Below are 17415 nucleotides of genomic sequence, written 5' to 3'. Positions count from 1 at the left end.
CCCCCGGCACCCACCACGAACAGCGGGCGCACCCCCCACGCACCCGCACACGGAACAACACACCCGCACCCGCCACAACGCACCCGCACCCGCACCCGCACCCAGCGGAACCCGCATCCAGCGGAACCCGCAGGACCGGCGAGGTCACCCCTCCGCGATCACCACCGCCGACGCCACCCCCGCGTCATGGCTCAGCGAGACGTGCAGCCCCCGCACCCCCAGCCGCTCCGCGCACACGGCGATCGTGCCGCGGACGGAGAGGCGGGGGCGGCCGCTGGGTTCGGTGAGGATCTCGGCGTCCGTCCAGCGCAGACCGCCGGGGGCGCCCAGGGACTTGGCCAACGCCTCCTTGGCCGCGAAACGGGCTGCCAGGGAGGCCATGCCACGGCGTTCCCCGCTCGGCAACCACAGCTCGCGCTCGACGAACAGCCGGTCCGCCATCCCGGGCGTGCGCTCCAGCGCCTCCGCGAAACGGTCGATACCGGCCACGTCGATGCCTACGCCGACGATCACGCCGTCATCCGTCGGGTCACTCCACGGTCACCGACTTGGCGAGGTTCCTCGGCTGGTCGACCTCGTTGCCGCGCGCCGTGGCCAGCTCGCACGCGAAGACCTGCAGCGGGACGGTCGCGACCAGGGGCTGCAGCAAGGTGGGGGTGGCGGGGATCTCGATCAGGTGGTCGGCGTACGGGGCCACCGTCTCGTCCCCGCGCTCGGCGATGACGATCGTGCGGGCGCCGCGCGCCCGGATCTCCTGGATGTTGGAGACGATCTTGTCGTGGAGGACCGAGCGTCCGCGCGGGGACGGCACGACCACGACCACCGGCACGTCACGCTCGATCAGCGCGATCGGCCCGTGCTTGAGCTCGCCGGCCGCGAAGCCCTCGGCGTGCATGTACGCGAGCTCCTTGAGCTTGAGCGCGCCTTCCAGGGCGACGGGGTAGCTCACGTGACGGCCCAGGAACAGGACGGTGTTCTTGTCCGCCAGGGTGCGGGCCAGCTCGCGTACCGGCTCCATGGTCTCCAGGACCTGGTCCACCTGGGTCGCGATCTCCGACAGCTCGCGGATCACGGACAGGATCTCGTCGCCCCACTTGGTGCCGCGCACCTGGCCCAGGTAGAGCGCCACCAGGTAGCAGGCCACCAGCTGGGTGAGGAACGCCTTGGTGGAGGCGACGGCGACCTCGGGCCCGGCGTGGGTGTAGAGCACGGCGTCCGACTCGCGCGGGATGGTGGAGCCGTTCGTATTGCAGATGGCCAGCACCTTCGCGCCCTGCTCCCGCGCGTGCCGCAGCGCCATCAGGGTGTCCATGGTCTCGCCGGACTGGGAGATGGCGATCACCAGCGTCCGCTGGTCCAGGATCGGATCGCGGTAGCGGAACTCGCTGGCCAGCTCCGTCTCGCAGGGGATCCGGGTCCAGTGCTCGATGGCGTATTTGGCGATCATGCCGGCGTGGTAGGCGGTGCCGCACGCCACGATCACGACCTTGCTGACCTCGCGCAGCACCGAGGCGGGGATGCGCACCTCGTCCAGGCAGAGGTTCCCGGCCAGGTCGATCCGGCCGAGCAGGGTGTCCGCGACGGCCTTCGGCTGCTCGGCGATCTCCTTGAGCATGAAGTAGTCGTAGCCGCCCTTCTCAGCGGCGGAGGCGTCCCAGTCCACGTGGTACGGGCGGACCTCGGCCGGCGCCCCCTCGAAGTCGGTGACGACCACACCCTCCCGGCGGGCCTCCACGACCTGGTCCTGGCCCAGCTCGATGGCCTCGCGGGTGTGGGCGATGAAGGCGGCCACATCGGAGGCGAGGAACGCCTCGTCCTCGCCGACGCCGACGACCAGCGGCGAGTTGCGGCGCGCCCCGACCACCACATCGGGCGCGTCCGCGTGCACCGCGACCAGGGTGAAGGCACCCTCCAGTCGACGGCAGACCTGGCGCATCGCCTCGGCGAGGTCGCCGCAGGACGAGAACGACTCGGCGAGCAGATGCGCCACGACCTCGGTGTCGGTCTCGGAGGCCAGGTCGTGGCCGCGCTCGGCCAGCTCGGCGCGGAGCGCGGCGAAGTTCTCGATGATGCCGTTGTGGACGACCGAGACCCGGCCCGCGTTGTCCAGGTGCGGATGGGCGTTGGCGTCGGTCGGGCCGCCGTGGGTGGCCCATCGGGTGTGGCCGACGCCGGTACTGCCGGTGGGCAGCGGACGGTCGGCCAGCTCCTTCTCCAGGTTGGCCAGCTTGCCCGCCTTCTTGGCGGCCGCCAGCCCGCCATCGGCCAGCACGGCGACGCCCGCCGAGTCATAGCCGCGGTACTCCAGCCGCTTGAGTCCGGCGAGGACGACATCGAGGGCCGACTGCCCTCCCACATAACCAACGATTCCGCACATGGACGCAGCGTACGGCCCTCGGGGCGGCAGGCCGACCACCGGCCACGCCCAGGCCCCTCGCATGCCGTGCATAATGCGCACAAGCGGCTGGGGGGCCGCCCTTTCACTTTCACGTCCCTGGGGGGGATCGTGCGCCGTATCACCATGCCGTCGGTCGCCGTGCTGCTCTTAGCGCTCGGCACCGGCTGTTCATCGGCTTCGAGCGAGAAGGCCCGCGTCGCCGAGGAACCGGGCGGAAAGGCCGGAGCGAAAGCGTCCGCCACGAACAGTACGGACGGCAGACCCGTCGACATCATCCGCACCGCCGTGGCGAAGGCCCGCGCCACCAGCGCGCGTATCGACGAGACCGTGGTAATCCGTGGCGGGGGCAAGGAATTGACCCTCTCCATCGCGGGCCCGTTCCACCTGGCCGCCGACCGGGGCAAGCTGTCGGTCGACTTCCCGGGCGGCGCGGTCGACCACATGGACGAGGTCTTCAACGGTGACAAGGTCTATCTCACCCGCACCGTGCCCAAGGGCCACTGGGCGGTCATCGACCGTGCCAAGGCCAGGGCCCACTCCCTGCTGCGGGCCCCGCTGAACGACCCCGAACTCGTCCTGCGCCAGGCGTCGGCCATCCGCGACGTGTCGGACCGGGGCACGACCACGATCGACGGCCGTCCGGTGCACCTCTACCGCGGCACGCTCGACTACCGGACGCTCACCCTCGGCCTGGTGGGCGAGCACCGCGAGCGGCTCGACGCGGTCCGGAAGGCGATGGGCGGCGGGCTGCCCTCGTCCGCGCGGGTCTGGGTGGACGAGGAGGGACGGCCGGCCCGGATCGAGCTGTCCGCCGCGCTGAACACGCAAACCGTCACGACCACCATGGACCTCACCGACTTCGGAAAGCCCGTGAAGGTGACGGTCCCGGACCCGTCCAGGACCATCCCGACCGACGCCGTCTCGGGCGTGCTCCCCGGGTGACATTTCCTCCGGACCCGGGCCGGGGTGACCGACCCCACGCCGGCGCACCGCTCACTCGGCCGGTCCCTGCCATGACAATGAGAGGGTGATCACGTCAACCGCGCGCGCGGCGCGCACCGTGCGCGGCCCGCAGCGGCGCAGCGGCGAGGCGACCCCGTATGTGGATCTGTCCCGCGCCGAGTGGAGCGCGCTGCGGGACAAGACCCCGCTGCCGCTGACCGCCGAGGAGGTGGAGAAGCTGCGAGGGCTGGGCGACGTCATCGACCTCGAAGAGGTGCGGGACGTCTATCTGCCGCTGTCCCGGCTGCTCAACCTCTATGTGGCCGCCACCGGCAATCTGCGCGGCGCGCTCAACACCTTCCTCGGCGACACCAAGCGGGGCAACGGCGCCCAGCCCGGCACGCCCTTCGTCATCGGCGTGGCGGGCAGCGTCGCGGTCGGCAAGTCGACCACCGCCCGGCTGCTCCAGGCGCTGCTGGCCCGCTGGCCCGAGCATCCGCGGGTGGAGCTGATCACCACGGACGGCTTTCTGTACCCCAACGCCGAGCTGCGGCGCCGCGGGCTGATGTCCCGTAAGGGGTTCCCCGAGAGTTACGACCGCAGGGCGCTGACCCGCTTCGTCGCCGATGTGAAGGCGGGCCGGGCGGAGGTGTCGGCGCCGGTCTACTCACACCTGATCTACGACATCGTGCCGGACGAGCGGCAGACCGTGCACCGCCCCGACATCCTGATCGTCGAGGGGCTCAATGTGCTGCAGCCCGCGCTGCCGGGGAACGACGGGCTGACCCGGGTGGGGCTCGCGGACTTCTTCGACTTCAGCGTGTACGTGGACGCCCGGACCGAGGACATCGAGCGCTGGTACCTGGGCCGCTTCAGGAAGCTGCGGGAGACGGCCTTCCAGGACCCCTCCTCGTACTTCCGCAAGTACACCCAGGTCTCCGAGGAGGAGGCGCTGGACTACGGCAGGATGATCTGGCGGACCATCAACAAGCCCAATCTGAAGCAGAACGTCCAGCCCACGCGGGGCCGGGCGACGCTGGTGCTGCGCAAGGGGCCGGACCACAAGGTCCAGCGGCTGTCCCTGCGCAAGCTGTGAGGAGCGTACGTACGCCATGCTGCACTTGCGGTTGATCGTCCCCGCTGACCGCACCGAGGCGGTGGTGCGCAGCATCGAGAAGACGGTCGGCACCACCCATCTGGTGGTGCTGCCGGGCGCCGCCCGCGACCCCGCGGGGGACGTCGTCATGTGCGACGTCGCGCGCGAGGCCGGGGACGGTCTGCTGGGCGAGCTGCGCGAGCTGGGGCTGGACGAGACCGGGTCGATCGCGGTGGAGAACATCGACCTCTCGCTGTCCAAGCGCGCCGACAAGGCGGAGGAGGAGGCGCCCGGCGAGGGGGCGGACGCGGTCCTGTGGGAGCACCTGTCGGACGCCACCCATGAGGAGTCCACGCTCTCGGTCACCTATCTCGCCTTCCTCGTCATCGCGACGATGATCGCGGCGTGCGGTGTGGTGCTGGACAACGCGATCCTGATCGTGGGCGCGATGGCGGTGGGCCCGGAGTTCGGGCCGCTGGCGGGGCTGTGCACCGCGCTGGTGCGGCGCGCGCCGCGGCTGGCCGCGCGCTCGGCGATCGCGCTGCTGGTCGGGTTCGCCGCGGCGATGGCGCTGACCACCGGTTTCAGCATCGTGATGGACGCTGTGGGGCTCTTCGGCAGGGACATGCTGGAGCGCGCCCGGCCCAACACGGACTTCATCTGGAAGCCGGACATGTTCTCGTTCGTGGTCGCCGTGCTCGCGGGGATCGCCGGAACGCTCTCGCTGACCTCGGCGAAGTCCGGTGCGCTGGTGGGTGTGGCGATCTCGGTGACGACGGTGCCGGCGGCGGCCAATGCGGCGGTGGCGCTGGGGTACGGGGACATCGAGCAGATGTGGGGCTCTACGGAGCAGTTGCTGCTGAATCTGGTGGGGATCGTGGTCGCGGGGACGCTGACGTTGGGGGTGCAGAAGGTCTTGTGGGGGCGGCGGGAGTAGCCCCCGGCCCCGCCCCTTCCCGCAGCATCGATATGCGCCTCCGCCGCGTGGGGGGCCGCCTCGGCCACCGGGGCTCCGCCCCAGACCCGCTCCGCAAACGCCGGAGGGGCTGGGATGGTCGACGGCGGTCCGCCCCAGGGCCCACATGACAGGCCCAGATGACGGCGGTCCGCGCGGCGGCCGCTACGAGGTGTCCGGCGGTTCCTTCCCCTCCCGCTACCAGGGGTTCCGCCCCTGGACCCCGGGGTCTGCGGGCGGAGCCCCGCACGCGGCGGAGTCGCATATCGCCAGGTGTCGGGAAGGGGCGGGGCGGAGAGCAGCGCGGCAGGCGTCAAGGTCCGTCGGACACCCCCTGGCCCGGGGCCGACTTCACGGCGTACCGAGGGGTCGGCCCGGCCGACGTGACAGTCCGCGTGAGGCCGCCGACCTCAGCGCGCACGTGACGACGGCCCGCGGGCCGAGAGCCGCTAGCCCAGCGCCGACTTCACCGCGTCCGCCAAGCGCCCGGCGACCGAGCGGGCCTGTTCGATGTCGGCGGCCTCGACCATGACCCGCACCAGCGGCTCCGTGCCCGACGGGCGGAGGAGTACCCGGCCGGTCTCGCCCAGTTCGCGCTCCGCCTCGGCGACGGCCGCGGCCAGGTCGGCGCTGGAGGCGACGCGGGACTTGTCCACGTCGGGGACGTTGACCAGGACCTGGGGCAGCCGCTCCATGACGGCCGCGAGATCGGCCAGGGTGCGGCCGGTCGCGGCGACGCGGGCCGCCAGCAGCAGACCGGTGAGCGTGCCGTCACCGGTGGTGGCGTGGTCGAGGACGATCACATGGCCGGACTGCTCGCCGCCCAGCGCGTAGCCGCGGGTTTTCATCTCCTCCAGCACATAGCGGTCCCCGACCGCCGTCTGGACCAGCTCGACGCCCTCGCGCTTCATGGCCAGCTTGAAGCCGAGGTTGGACATCACGGTGCCGACCACCGCGTCCCCCCGCAGCTCGCCCGCCTCGCGCATGGCCAGGGCCAGGACGGCGAGGATCTGGTCGCCGTCGACCTCGCGACCGGTCCCGTCCACCGCGAGACAGCGGTCGGCGTCCCCGTCGTGGGCGATGCCGAGGTCGGCGCGGTGCTCCACGACGGCGGCCTGGAGCCGGGCGAGGTGGGTGGAGCCGTAGCCGTCGTTGATGTTGAGGCCGTCCGGGTCGGTGCCGATCGTGACGACCTCGGCCCCGGCGCGTGCGAACGCCTCCGGGGAGACCCGGGCGGCGGCGCCGTGCGCGCCGTCGATGACGACCTTGAGTCCGTCGAGCCGGCCCGGGAGGGCGCCGACCAGGTGGGCCACGTAGGCGTCGAAGCCCTCCTCGTAGGGCCGGACCCGGCCCACCCCGGCGCCCGTCGGCCGGTCCCACGGCTCACCGGAGGCATGCGAGCGGTAGGTGGTCTCGATACGGTCTTCCAGCTCGTCGGCCAGCTTGTGGCCGCCGCGGGCGAAGAACTTGATCCCGTTGTCGGGCATCGGGTTGTGACTCGCGGAGAGCATCACCCCGAGGTCCGCGTCCAGCGCTCCGGTCAGATGCGCGACGGCCGGCGTGGGCAGCACGCCGACCCGCAGGACGTCCACTCCGGCGCTGGCCAGCCCCGCCACCACGGCCGCCTCCAGGAACTCCCCGGACGCTCGCGGATCCCGCCCGACCACCGCCACCGGCCGGTGGCCCTCGAAGGTTCCCGCCTCGGCGAGCACATGCGCCGCCGCTACCGACAGGCCGAGCGCCATCTCAGCCGTCAGATCGGCGTTCGCGACGCCGCGCACACCATCCGTACCGAAGAGTCGTCCCACTGGTGTCCTCCGAAGTTACGAGCTGGGGGGCAGAAGCTTGCTTGTAGGTATACGCCCCCTGGTGGCGATAGCCGAACGCCCCGGGGGCACAGGTGGTGCCGCCGGGGCGTTCGGGTGAAGCAGCGGTGCCGCGATGGGCGTCAGCGCTTGCTGTACTGAGGCGCCTTGCGGGCCTTCTTCAGACCGGCCTTCTTACGCTCGGTGGCGCGGTCGTCACGGGTCAGGAAGCCGGCCTTCTTGAGGGGGGCGCGGTTGTTGTCCACGTCCGCCTCGTTCAGCGCGCGGGCGATGCCCAGACGGAGCGCACCGGCCTGGCCGGACACGCCGCCGCCCGCGATGCGGGCGATCACGTCGTAGCGGTCGTCCAGCTCGAGCACCTTGAAGGGCTCGTTGACTTCCTGCTGGTGAACCTTGTTGGGGAAGTACTCCTCGAGAGTACGACCGTTGATCTTCCACTGCCCGCTGCCCGGCACGATGCGGACGCGCGCCACGGCGTTCTTGCGACGCCCGGTGCCGGCGGCCGGCTGCGGGTCACCGAAGCGGGAAGCGAGCGACTCGGAGGTGTACTCCGACTCGACCGTCTCAACGCTCTCGGTGGTGTACTCCTCGACATCGAGGGGGGTCTCGGCGGTGGTCTCGGCCACGATGCTCCTCAGATTCTCTTCGTCGTAAGGGGTGGCCGGGACTACTGCGCGACCTGGGTGATCTCGAACGGGACCGGCTGCTGAGCGGTGTGCGGGTGCTGGTCACCCGAGTACACCTTCAGCTTCGAGAGCATCTGACGGCCCAGGGTGTTCTTGGGGAGCATGCCCTTGATGGCCTTCTCGACGGCCTTCTCCGGGTTCTTCTCCAGCAGCTCGTCGTAGCGGATGGAGCGCAGACCACCCGGGTAGCCGGAGTGGCGGTACGCCATCTTCTGGGTCCGCTTGTTGCCGGAGAGGTGCACCTTGTCGGCGTTGATGATGATGACGAAGTCACCAGTGTCGACATGCGGCGCGTACACCGGCTTGTGCTTGCCCCGCAAGAGGGTGGCGGCCTGAGTGGCCAGACGGCCGAGAACAACGTCGGTGGCGTCGATGACGTGCCACTGACGCTGGACGTCGCCGGGCTTGGGGCTGAACGTACGCACGGTCGTAGCCTTCGCTTCTTCAGTGAGTGGGGTCTCCCCGGATCCGCTAGGACCGAGGGGACGGGTCCGGACAAGGCCACCCGGACGATCACGACAGCCTTGGCCGCACCTCGGTGACGCAACCGAGTGCCTGCCGCTGGTCATCGGCCCGGTGGACCGGCGTAACGGCCTCTCACGTGAGAACGAGCAAGCCAATACGCATAACGAACTGGCAGAATACCGGCCCGCCCCACCGCGGGTCAAAACGCCCCCACCCCACCGCGCACCCGCCCGCGGCCCGCGCGGGGCCGGACCACCGGCCGGGCCCGCGCCCCGCCGACGGCTCCCCGGCGTCACCCGGCCGGTCTAAGATGCGCGCCATGAGCTTTGGGCAAGGGGGGCCTTACGGGCCCGGGGGATCTCAGCCGCCTCAGCCGTCGACACCGGACTGGGCGGCGCTCGCCGACCAGTCCGCCGCGCGCAACCGGCGTCGCAGGCTGCTCTTCATCGGCGGCGGGGTGCTGGCCACCGCCGCCGTCGCCGCGATCGTCGCCACCGCCGTGGTCAGCAGCGGCCACAAGGACAAGAGCGGCGGCGACTCGGCCGGCCGGCTGCCCACCCCCCAGGACCTCCCCAGCGAGTCGGCGACGCCCGAGCCCACCTTCTCCGATGTCGCCCCGCCCGCGCCGCCGAAGCCGCTGGACATCATCTCCAGCGCCGGTCGGGACAAGGCGCCGCTGTCCGCGGCCACCCTCTTCCCGGAGAAGCGCGCCGCGAAGGACGACCGCTCGTACACCAAGGCGGCGTCCGCCTCCACGACCCGCTGCGCCGCCGGCACCCAGGGGGCGCTCGGCTCGGTACTGGCGAACAACGGCTGCCGCAAGCTGCTGCGGGCCACCTTCTCCCGGGACGGCGTCGCGGTGACGGTCGGCGTCGCGGTCTTCGACGGCAAGGCGGCGGCCGAGAAGGCCAAGGACCAGTACAAGCCCAATATCGCCTCGCTGACGGGCGGGGGCGTGCCGGCCTTCTGCCGCCGGACCGCCTGCCAGAGCTCGGCAAACGCGATCGGGCGGTACGCCTACTTCACGATCTCCGGCTATACGTCGGGCAAGGCGGTCACGGCGTCGGACACCGCCGCCCTCCAGGCCGGGCGCGATGTGGCCGACTACACCTTCCGCCGCATCCTGGCCCGCGGCAGTGCCCAGGCATCGGCGGAGGCGGCCGCCACCACCGCCGACTGAGTCGCCGGTCCCGCTGGCCCCCCGCCCGGCGGCGCCCGCCGGGGGATCGGGGATCCGCTACGACGCCGCGCCCCGCGCGGCCTTCTCCACCTTTGCCACCTGGGCGTCCACCAGCGCGGCCGGGACCTCGGACTTCGTGGGGTCCGAGATGTTCGTCCCGAAGAACACCATCAGCTGCGGCCCGGACCGCACCACCGTGAACTTGATGACGGCCTTGTTCTCGCTCGCGTCATACAGGCTGAAGGCCAGGGCCTCGTCCCCCGCCTTCGGCGCTTCGAGCTGCGCCACCTTCTTGACGTCCGACTTCTCCCCGGAGCCGTCCTTCGCCGCGAACCCGCCCTGGCAGGCGGTCGCCGCCTCGCGCAGGTCCTTGATCGTCCGCTCGGCGTCGCCCGGTCCGTAGGAGGAGACCCGGATCAGGCCGATGCCGCCGATCTTCGCCTTGGTGAGGTCGGTGGCGTAGGAGCGGTGGACGCTGGCCTTGGGCGCCGGGTCGTACTGGGACCCCATCAGCGCGGCCAGCGGCTGGCACTCGGCCTTCCCGGACTTGGCCGACCCGCCCTCGCTGATCTCCTTGTCGGTCATCTTCTGGATTTCGAACCCCTTGAGCTCACCGCTCGCCAGGGTGGCCCGCTCCAGGGCGGACGCGGACAGCGGCTTCGCGGCCGGGGCGGTGCTCGCGGGCTTGTCGTCCTGCTTGGCGCCGTCGGCCTTGCCGTCGCCGGAGTCGCTGCCGCATCCGGTCATCAGCCCCAGCGCCGCCACCGCCGCGATGGCCGCGCCCATGGTCCGCTTCGCACCGGACTCGTTCATTTCCCTGTCCACCCCTGGTCGATATCGGGCCCGTACGGCCACCGCACGGACACCCCGCAGACTCCCAGAACACCAGGAGGGTTGTACTCCCTTTCCCGAATGTGGTGGATCCCATATCACCATGCGCATAAGCAACCTTCGCGACCCAGACCAGTCTTACGGACCGATCGGTCCTTTCTGGCTCCATACCGGCATCACGCCGACCCCAAATCGGCCTAATGCGGCCCGGTTCGGAACCAGCACCCAGCACGGCCTCGGAGGGGAGGGCACGCCGCGGCGGATCAGCTGCGCCGGGCGTACATCACCGTGAAGATTTCTTTCCTGCTCCACAACGCCTATGGCATCGGTGGCACCATCCGGTCGACCTTCAATGTGGCCGGGGCGCTCGCCGCTCACCACACCGTGGAGATCGTCTCCCTGATCCGCACCATCGACACCCCGAACCTCCCCCTCCACCCCGCCGTGCGGCTCAGACCCCTGATCGACCAGCGACCCCACGAGGACGGAGCCCGGGCCAACGACCTCGGCCATCCGCTGCTGTCGCGGCCCAGCGCCCATATCCCGGACGCCGAGGCCAGGGGCACCACCAACTTCAACGCCCTCACCGATGAACGCGTCGCCTCCTACCTCGACCGCACCGACGCCGACGTCGTCATCGCCACCCGCCCCGGCCTGGTCATCTACCTCGCCACGCTCGGCCGCACCGGCCGCTTTCTGCGAATCGGCCAGGAGCACCGCCTCTACGGCACCCACCGCGCCGAGATCCGCGCCGCCTGCGACGCCGCCATACCCCACCTCGACGCGTACACCTCGGTCTCCGAGGCCGACGCGGCCACCCACCGGGCCCACCTCCCCGGTATCACCACCCGGCTGACCGCCCTGCCCAACGGGGTGCCCGCCACCGGGATCGAGCCCTCCGACGGCCGTGCCAAACTCGTCGTGGCCGCGGGCCGGCTGATCCCGGTCAAGCGGTACGACCTGCTGGTGGCCGCCTGGGAGACGGTCGCCGCCAAACACCCCGACTGGCGGTTGCGCATCTACGGCCGCGGCCCCCAGCTCCCCGCGCTGCGCCGCCAGATCGACGGGCTCGGACTGGCCGACCACATCACCCTGATGGGCGCCCACTCCCCCATCGAGACCGAGTGGGCCAAGGGCGCGATCGCCGCCGTCACCTCCCGCGAGGAGTCCTTCGGCATGACGATCGTCGAGGCGATGCACTGCGGGGTGCCCGTGGTCGCCACCGACTGCCCGCACGGGCCGGGCGAGATCATCACCGACGGCCGGGACGGGCTGCTGGTGCCGCCCGGCGACGCCGAAGGGATCGCCAAGGGGCTGCTGACCCTGATCGAGGACGGCGAACTGCGCCGCTCGATGGGCGAGGCGGCCCGTATCGCGGCGCGGCGGTACGCCCCCGAGCGCGTGGCGGCCGCCTACGAGCGGCTCATCGCGGAGCTCCACACCGCCCGCGGCACCGAGGCCCCGGCCGGGCGGCGCCGTAGCGTCACGCCCCTGCGCGGCCGGGCGGCCGGGACGCCGCTGACCGTCACCCTCAAGGGCGCGGTCAAGCAGCTGGTCCGCAGGCCGCTGCGGCCCGTCGCGTCCTGCCGGGTCACCGCCGAGGGCAATCTGTCGGTGCTGCTGGAGCCCGCCGAGGTGCGCGGCGGCGAGCTCGAACTGACCGTCACCCGCCGGAAGAGCGAGGAGCCTCCCCTCCGCGTTCCGCTTCTGCCCCCGGCGGGCATCGCGCCGTCCGCGCCCTGGACGGCCACGCTCGACCGCGCGACGCTCGATCTCGCCGAGGGCCGCTGGGATCTGCATGTGGTCCGCCGCTCCGACGGCGTCCGCCGCCGGGTCGGCTGCCGCTTCGCCGAGGGGCGCGGGCTGTTGGACCTGGAGCCGCTGCCCGGCTCGCCCGTCGCCTGGTGGATCCCCTACGCCACCGTCGACGGCTATCTCGCGCTGCGTGCCTGGCGCCGCCCGGTCCATGCCGAGGCCCGGGTGATCCGCATGGACGCCGACGGACTCGCCGTCGAAGGCGCCCTGTACGGGGCGCGCTTCGGGCCCGGCGCCACCCCGACCGCGGTGGCCACCCCGTCCCGCGGCCCGGCCCGCCCGTTCCTCACCGGCGCCACGGCGCTGGACGGCGGCCGGTTCCGCTTCACCGTCCCGTACGAGCGGATCCAGCAGGCCCGTACGGACGACGAGGGCGCCGCAGCCTGGACCCTGACGCTCCATAAGTCCGCCGGGTCCGAGACCGCGATCCCGATCGGCCGCATCGTCGGCGACATTGTGGACCGCGATAAAACGGACCTCTTCCCGGTCACCCACGGTGTCCGACCCCACCTCACCCGCACCGGCGACCTCACCATCATCTCCTCCATCACAGACAATTGAGCGACGTGAGCCATCGGTGCGGTGTTTGCCGCGGAGATCACCGGTAACACTCGGTGATACCAGCCTCGAGCGAGGAAATCTCTGCGGAAGGCACAGCGATGTCAACAGTCACGCTCATCATCCTGGTGGCGGCCCTGGCCGCCATGGCCGGCCTTGTGATCGCCCCCTCGGTCCGGCAGGGCCGCAAGGGCGAACTGCCGGTCCGAAGCCTGCCCTCGGAAGCCAGGGAGCAGTACGCGGCGCGGTGGGCGGGCCTGCAGGAGCGATTCGTGGACTCCCCCGGGTGGGCGCTGCGCGAAGCCGACCGGCTGCTGGGCGCCTTGGCCGTCGACCGCGGCTATCCGGCCGAGTCCGACGACAAGCGGATGGACGCGCTGTCCATCCGTCACCCCGGGGAGATCGATGGCTACCGCCGGCTGCACGCCATGGCGGCACAGGTAAACGATAGCGAGGCCGCCCAGACCGCCGACGCCGCCACCGAGCGGATGCGGGAGGCGCTGGTCGCGGCGCGGCCCCTGTTCGAGCAACTCGTGCGTGCACAGCCGCACGACGAGCGCCCGCTCCCGCCCCCGGTCCCCCGTCAGCGGGATCTTCAGCAGGGCCGTATCCCGCGGCAGCGCCTCGGCCCGGCCGCCGATCACTGACCGGTGAGCCGCACCGCCAGCGCGAGGGTGTCATCCGGATGCAGGATCACCGTGTGCATATCCTCCGCGATGGCGCCGGGGACCTCCTCGATCGGGCTCTGCAGATGCTTGTGCGCGGCCTCGATCAGGCGCCTCTCGCCCTCGATCGGGTCCCGGCGGCTCTCGGTGAGCCCGTCGGTGTAGAGCAGGAGGAGGTCCCCGGGGGCCAGCCGCTCGGTCAGCGGTGTCTCGCTCCCGGGCAGCGGAAAGCCGATCCCGCGCCCCCGGGCCTCCAGATAGCGGGCCGTTCCGTCGCGGCGCAGCAGCAGCGCGGGCGGATGGCTCCCGTTGGCCAGCCACAGCTCACCGGTGACCGGATCGATCCGGGCGAGCAGCACGGTGGCCATCACGGCCCGGTCGAAGGGGTGCAGGATCTCGTCGGTGCGGGCCACGATCGACTGGAGGCGGTGGCCCTCCAGGGCCAGAGTGCGCACCGCGTGGGTGACGTTGAGCGCGCTGCGCGTACTGGTCACCCCATGGCCCAGCGCGTCCACGATGGTGATGTGGACGGTGCCGTCGGGCAGCACGAACCAGTCGTACAGATCCCCGCCGGTCGGCGCGTCGGTGCCGGCCGGCTCGTAGTGCACGGCGAGTTCGAGACCGTCGGCCTTGATGAGCGGCGGGCGCAGCGCGTCCTCCAGCTCCCGCAGGGTCTGGCCGTGCGCGGTGCGCAACTGCTTGTCCCGCTCGTCGAGCTGGACGTAGAGCGCGAGCACCCCGCTGTTGGTCTCCTCGAGTTCGTCCTTGAGGCGGCGGTGCTCGGCGGTGAGCGCGTCGGCGGCGGCCAGAACGGCGCGCAACTCCTCCGCGGCGAGGGCCTCGTCGCCGGGCGCCTCCTCGGCGGCGTCCACCGGCGGGCCCGCCGGGAGGCGCCAGACGACCTCGTCCTCGGTCACCGCGTCGGGGGCCATCGGCAGATCCGCCGCCGCCGGGCCCGTATCGCCCGGCGTCCGCAGCACCACCGTGAGCAGCCCGGCGTCCGGGTCGTACGCCCACTCAAGGCCCGCCTCCCGCCCGGCGCCCAGCGCCGCCCCGGCGGCCTCGGCGGCGGACAGCACAAGGCGCCCCCGGACCTCCGGGTCCAGGGCATGCTCCCGGGCCAGCGCCCGAACGGCCCGGCTGAGCCCGGCCGTCGTGGCGCAGGTGAGGTTCCTCGTCGTCATGGAAGCCTTAAGGGTGACCTGGCCGCGAGCACCGTGGCGTCGTCGCGGACGCGGCGATGGCCATGGGCGAGTGCGGCGGACAGCAGGGACGGCGGAAGACGGAGCACGGAAGGGGGCGGGTCCAGCGCCCAGCGGGCGTCTATACCGTCGCTGTGCAGCACCGCCGTGGCGCCCTGGGACAGCGGGAAGCCGTGGACGCGCGGGGTGGGCATGCCCCAGCCGACGATCCCGGGCTGTCCGGTCAGCCGGTGCTCAACCCCGCCCGGGGTCAGGGCGAGGGCGCGGATGTTGCCGATGCCGCAGTAGTCGGCGCGGTCGTGGTGCAGCCGCAGCAGCCCCACGGCGGCCCCGCGGGTGTGCCGCAGGGCCCGGTTCATCCGGGTGAGCACCTCCGGCAGCGGCCGGTCGGGGTCGGTGTGGAAGGTCCGCAGCGCCGCCTGGGCCGCCTCCTCGGCCGCCCGGCCGTGGCCGAGGCCGTCGAGGACGACCGCGGTGCGGGCGGCGTCCGTGTCGACGATCCCGCGGGCGTCGCCACACGCCTCCTCCCCTTCGGCGGGCAGACAGATCGCACCCACCCCCTGCCACTCCGGCCGCTGCTCGCCCGTCGCGGTGAGGCGGGCGCAGGCCCAGGTGCCCGCGTCAATGCCGTCGGCGCTGCGCATGGTGAAGTGGGTCGCCATCCTCTTGACGGCGCCGAGCCCGACCCCCAGCGTTCCGGAGGTGGTGTAGCCGTCGGCCAGACAGCGCTCGGGGTCGTGCATACCGGGGCCGCGGTCGGCGGCGAGGATCTCCACCCCGTGGCCCAGCGGCAGCGGCTGGACGTAGAGCGTGCCGTCGCTGGCGTGCTTGTCCAGGTTGGTCGCCAGCTCCGAGGCGATCACCGCCGCCTGATCGGGCAGCGCCCCCGGCAGCTCGCACTCCCGGGCCACCGCACGCGCCGTCTCGGCGGCCAGATGCACGGCGCTGTGGTGGTCGACGCGCACCTGGGCGGTGGGCACCGTGAACGTGCGGGTCACCGTACCGCCCAGCGGGTGACGACCACGACGGTGCCCTCGCCCGGGCCGGTGCGCACGGTGAACTCGTCCATCAGCCGCCGGGCGCCGCCCAGCCCGTGGCCCAGGCCCGAGCCGGTGGTGAAGCCGTCGGTGAGCGCCGCCTCGAGGTCCGCGATGCCCGGCCCCTCGTCCTTGACGGTCAGCCGCAGCCCCCGCCGTCCGGAGGGCTCGCGCGGATAGTCGAGGGTGACGGTGCCGCCGCTCCCGTGGACAAAGGCGTTACGGGCGAGCTCGCTGGCGGCCGTGACCACACGGGTCTGGTCCACCAGGCCGAAGCCCACCGCGATGGTGGCCGCGCGCACCGCATGGCGGACCGTCAGCAGGTCCTCCTCCGTGCGCACCGGATAGGTGGCCGGCGCGGGCGGGCGCCGGCCCTCCGCCCGCGCGGGCCGCTTGGCCCCGTGGGAGGCGAGGGTGGATTCACCGGGCAGTGCCACGTCGGGCCCCTTCCAGGGGCTGCGTGGCCTGACGCCACCCCAGCGCGGCCATCCCCTGCTCCGGATTGAGTGCGGTCTCCACACCGACCAGTTCGATCCCCAGCTCCACCAGGGTGATCGCCACCGGCGGTCGCATCCCGGCCACGATCACCCGGGCCCCCAGCAGCCGGGCCACCGTGGTCAGCTCCATCAGCGTCCGGGCCACGAAGGAGTCGATGACCTCCAGCCGGGAGATGTCGATGAGCACCCCACGGGCGCCCTCGGCCGAGATCCGCTCGGTGAGCTCCTCGGTGAAGGCGATGGCGGTCCGATCGTCGAGCTCATTGAGCAGCCCCGTGACCAGGACATTTCCCAGTCGCAGAATCGGAACGCCGGGCGAGCGATGACCGTTCACCGACCATCTCCTTCGTCACCGTCGGGACCGGGCCCGTCGATCATCTTGATCGCGGCGGCCAGCGCGTCGGCCAGCGTCGCCCGCGTGAGGATGGTGGACAGATCGATGCCGAGCTGGGCGATGGTCTGGGCGATCGAGGGGCGGACCCCGCTGATCACGCAGTCCGCGCCCATGAGCCGCACCGCGTTCACGGTCTGCATCAGATGCTGGGCCACGGCGGTGTCCACCGTCGGCACACCCGTGATGTCGATGATCGCGACCAGCGCCTCATGGTCCTGGATGGCCTGGAGCAGATTCTCCATCACCACCTGGGTCCGGGCGGTGTCCAGCGTGCCGATCAGCGGCACCGCCAGCACCTGCCGCCACAGCCGCACCACCGGTGTCGACTGCTCCATCAACTGCTGGCTCTGCCGGCGGATGATCTCCTCCCGGCCCTCCACATACGTCTCGAAGGACAGCGCCCCGGCCACATCCAGCAGCCGGTTCATGAACACGGCCGAGGCGAACAGCTCCTCGGCGTCACGGGTGTCCCGCTGCACCGCCTTGAGCAGCGCCTCCTTGAGCGCGAGCACCGCGAGCGAGGTCGCCGTCGGCGTGGCCCCCGCACGCGCCCGGCGCATCGACAGCCCCACCACGGCCTCGTGCAGCCCCGGGGTGGAGGTCACCACCCGGTCCACCGGCACACCGCTCTGCAGGCCCGGAACCAGCGCCTCGATCAAGGCATCGGCCTCCTCGCGCAGCTCGGCCTCGCCGATGTCGGTGTCCAGCAGGGCCTGCTCCATCTGCAGCTCGACCCAGCGATCGGCGATTTCCTCGTCGCGCTCCTGGAGAGCCCTGGTCAGGCGCTCTCGTACAGCGGCCTCGCTGGTACTCACGCGGATCCCTTCGCGGTCGGCGACCGTTGTCGGTTGGCAAATTTTATCGATCT

At 71.9% G+C, this 17415-nt stretch carries 17 protein-coding genes; 6 read left to right on the top strand and 11 right to left on the bottom strand.

The window, feature by feature from the left end:
• Nucleotides 1–144: 144 nt before the first annotated feature.
• Together ACFYOY_RS40910 and glmS are read right to left on the bottom strand one after the other, a co-directional pair.
• Nucleotides 145–513 carry a holo-ACP synthase gene (locus ACFYOY_RS40910; protein ID WP_059148944.1) on the bottom strand — a complete coding sequence of 123 codons (369 nt, stop codon included), beginning with the start codon at nt 511–513 and terminating at the stop codon, nt 145–147.
• Between the two features lie 16 nt (nt 514–529).
• A complete protein-coding gene (gene glmS, locus ACFYOY_RS40905; protein WP_351896593.1) occupies nt 530–2377 on the bottom strand; it encodes a glutamine--fructose-6-phosphate transaminase (isomerizing) in 1848 nt (615 codons plus the stop codon).
• A gap of 129 nt (nt 2378–2506) precedes the next feature.
• Here glmS and ACFYOY_RS40900 point away from each other — a divergent pair, with 129 nt between their 5' ends.
• The 3 genes from ACFYOY_RS40900 to ACFYOY_RS40890 all read left to right on the top strand — a co-directional run bounded on the left by ACFYOY_RS40900 (nt 2507) and on the right by ACFYOY_RS40890 (nt 5373).
• Nucleotides 2507–3340: a hypothetical protein gene (locus tag ACFYOY_RS40900; RefSeq protein WP_351896587.1), complete on the top strand. Its 834-nt coding sequence runs from the start codon at nt 2507–2509 to the stop codon at nt 3338–3340.
• An 85-nt stretch (nt 3341–3425) separates the two neighbouring features.
• Nucleotides 3426–4436: a type I pantothenate kinase gene (gene coaA / locus ACFYOY_RS40895; RefSeq protein WP_351896582.1), complete on the top strand. Its 1011-nt coding sequence runs from the start codon at nt 3426–3428 to the stop codon at nt 4434–4436.
• 16 nt (nt 4437–4452) lie between these two features.
• Nucleotides 4453–5373 carry a DUF389 domain-containing protein gene (locus ACFYOY_RS40890; protein WP_351896576.1) on the top strand — a complete coding sequence of 307 codons (921 nt, stop codon included), beginning with the start codon at nt 4453–4455 and terminating at the stop codon, nt 5371–5373.
• Nucleotides 5374–5840: 467 nt separating this feature from the next.
• On the opposite strand, the gene glmM is transcribed toward ACFYOY_RS40890, so the two are convergent.
• From glmM to rplM, 3 genes are all read right to left on the bottom strand, one after another.
• A complete protein-coding gene (glmM, locus tag ACFYOY_RS40885) occupies nt 5841–7199 on the bottom strand; it encodes a phosphoglucosamine mutase (RefSeq protein WP_388592780.1) in 1359 nt (452 codons plus the stop codon).
• Between the two features lie 140 nt (nt 7200–7339).
• Nucleotides 7340–7843, bottom strand: coding sequence for a 30S ribosomal protein S9 (rpsI, locus tag ACFYOY_RS40880; RefSeq protein WP_059148950.1), 504 nt, complete (start codon nt 7841–7843; stop codon nt 7340–7342).
• Between the two features lie 41 nt (nt 7844–7884).
• Entirely contained in the window at nt 7885–8328 is a 444-nt protein-coding gene (gene rplM, locus ACFYOY_RS40875) for a 50S ribosomal protein L13 (protein WP_059148951.1), read from the bottom strand.
• Between the two features lie 359 nt (nt 8329–8687).
• Between rplM and ACFYOY_RS40870 the strand changes: the two genes are divergently transcribed.
• A complete protein-coding gene (locus ACFYOY_RS40870) occupies nt 8688–9548 on the top strand; it encodes a hypothetical protein (protein ID WP_351896563.1) in 861 nt (286 codons plus the stop codon).
• Nucleotides 9549–9605: 57 nt separating this feature from the next.
• On the opposite strand, the gene ACFYOY_RS40865 is transcribed toward ACFYOY_RS40870, so the two are convergent.
• The gene (locus ACFYOY_RS40865) at nt 9606–10361 is read right to left on the bottom strand and encodes a hypothetical protein (protein ID WP_388592777.1); all 756 of its coding nucleotides are present in this window, start codon (nt 10359–10361) and stop codon (nt 9606–9608) included.
• A gap of 306 nt (nt 10362–10667) precedes the next feature.
• On the opposite strand from ACFYOY_RS40865, the gene ACFYOY_RS40860 reads away from it, so the two are divergent.
• A complete protein-coding gene (locus ACFYOY_RS40860; protein ID WP_388592774.1) occupies nt 10668–12755 on the top strand; it encodes a glycosyltransferase in 2088 nt (695 codons plus the stop codon).
• A 98-nt stretch (nt 12756–12853) separates the two neighbouring features.
• The gene (locus tag ACFYOY_RS40855) at nt 12854–13399 is read left to right on the top strand and encodes a hypothetical protein (RefSeq protein ID WP_351896542.1); all 546 of its coding nucleotides are present in this window, start codon (nt 12854–12856) and stop codon (nt 13397–13399) included.
• On the opposite strand, the gene ACFYOY_RS40850 is transcribed toward ACFYOY_RS40855, so the two are convergent.
• Genes ACFYOY_RS40850 through ACFYOY_RS40830 form a run of 5 tightly spaced genes read right to left on the bottom strand, consistent with a single transcriptional unit; the run spans nt 13393 to nt 17362 of the window.
• Complete coding sequence (locus ACFYOY_RS40850) at nt 13393–14601, bottom strand: PP2C family protein-serine/threonine phosphatase (RefSeq protein WP_351896536.1); 1209 nt, start codon at nt 14599–14601, stop codon at nt 13393–13395. The genes ACFYOY_RS40855 and ACFYOY_RS40850 overlap by 7 nt on opposite strands.
• Nucleotides 14598–15617, bottom strand: coding sequence for a SpoIIE family protein phosphatase (locus ACFYOY_RS40845; RefSeq protein ID WP_388592771.1), 1020 nt, complete (start codon nt 15615–15617; stop codon nt 14598–14600). Before ACFYOY_RS40845 ends, ACFYOY_RS40850 begins: the two co-directional genes overlap by 4 nt.
• On the bottom strand, nt 15614–16093 hold the full coding sequence (locus ACFYOY_RS40840) for an ATP-binding protein (RefSeq protein ID WP_351896527.1): 480 nt from the start codon (nt 16091–16093) through the stop codon (nt 15614–15616). Before ACFYOY_RS40840 ends, ACFYOY_RS40845 begins: the two co-directional genes overlap by 4 nt.
• Nucleotides 16077–16487, bottom strand: coding sequence for an STAS domain-containing protein (locus ACFYOY_RS40835; protein ID WP_351896521.1), 411 nt, complete (start codon nt 16485–16487; stop codon nt 16077–16079). Before ACFYOY_RS40835 ends, ACFYOY_RS40840 begins: the two co-directional genes overlap by 17 nt.
• Nucleotides 16484–17362 carry an STAS domain-containing protein gene (locus ACFYOY_RS40830; RefSeq protein WP_211124221.1) on the bottom strand — a complete coding sequence of 293 codons (879 nt, stop codon included), beginning with the start codon at nt 17360–17362 and terminating at the stop codon, nt 16484–16486. The genes ACFYOY_RS40835 and ACFYOY_RS40830 overlap by 4 nt, the downstream gene beginning before the upstream one ends.
• Nucleotides 17363–17415 lie beyond the last annotated feature (53 nt).

Origin of the sequence: Streptomyces sp. NPDC007875 (genome assembly GCF_042868035.1) — a bacterium.
GTDB lineage: Bacteria > Actinomycetota > Actinomycetes > Streptomycetales > Streptomycetaceae > Streptomyces > Streptomyces antimycoticus.
Note: the sequence above shows the minus strand (reverse complement) of the source record. Positions and strands in the feature narration are given on the sequence as shown.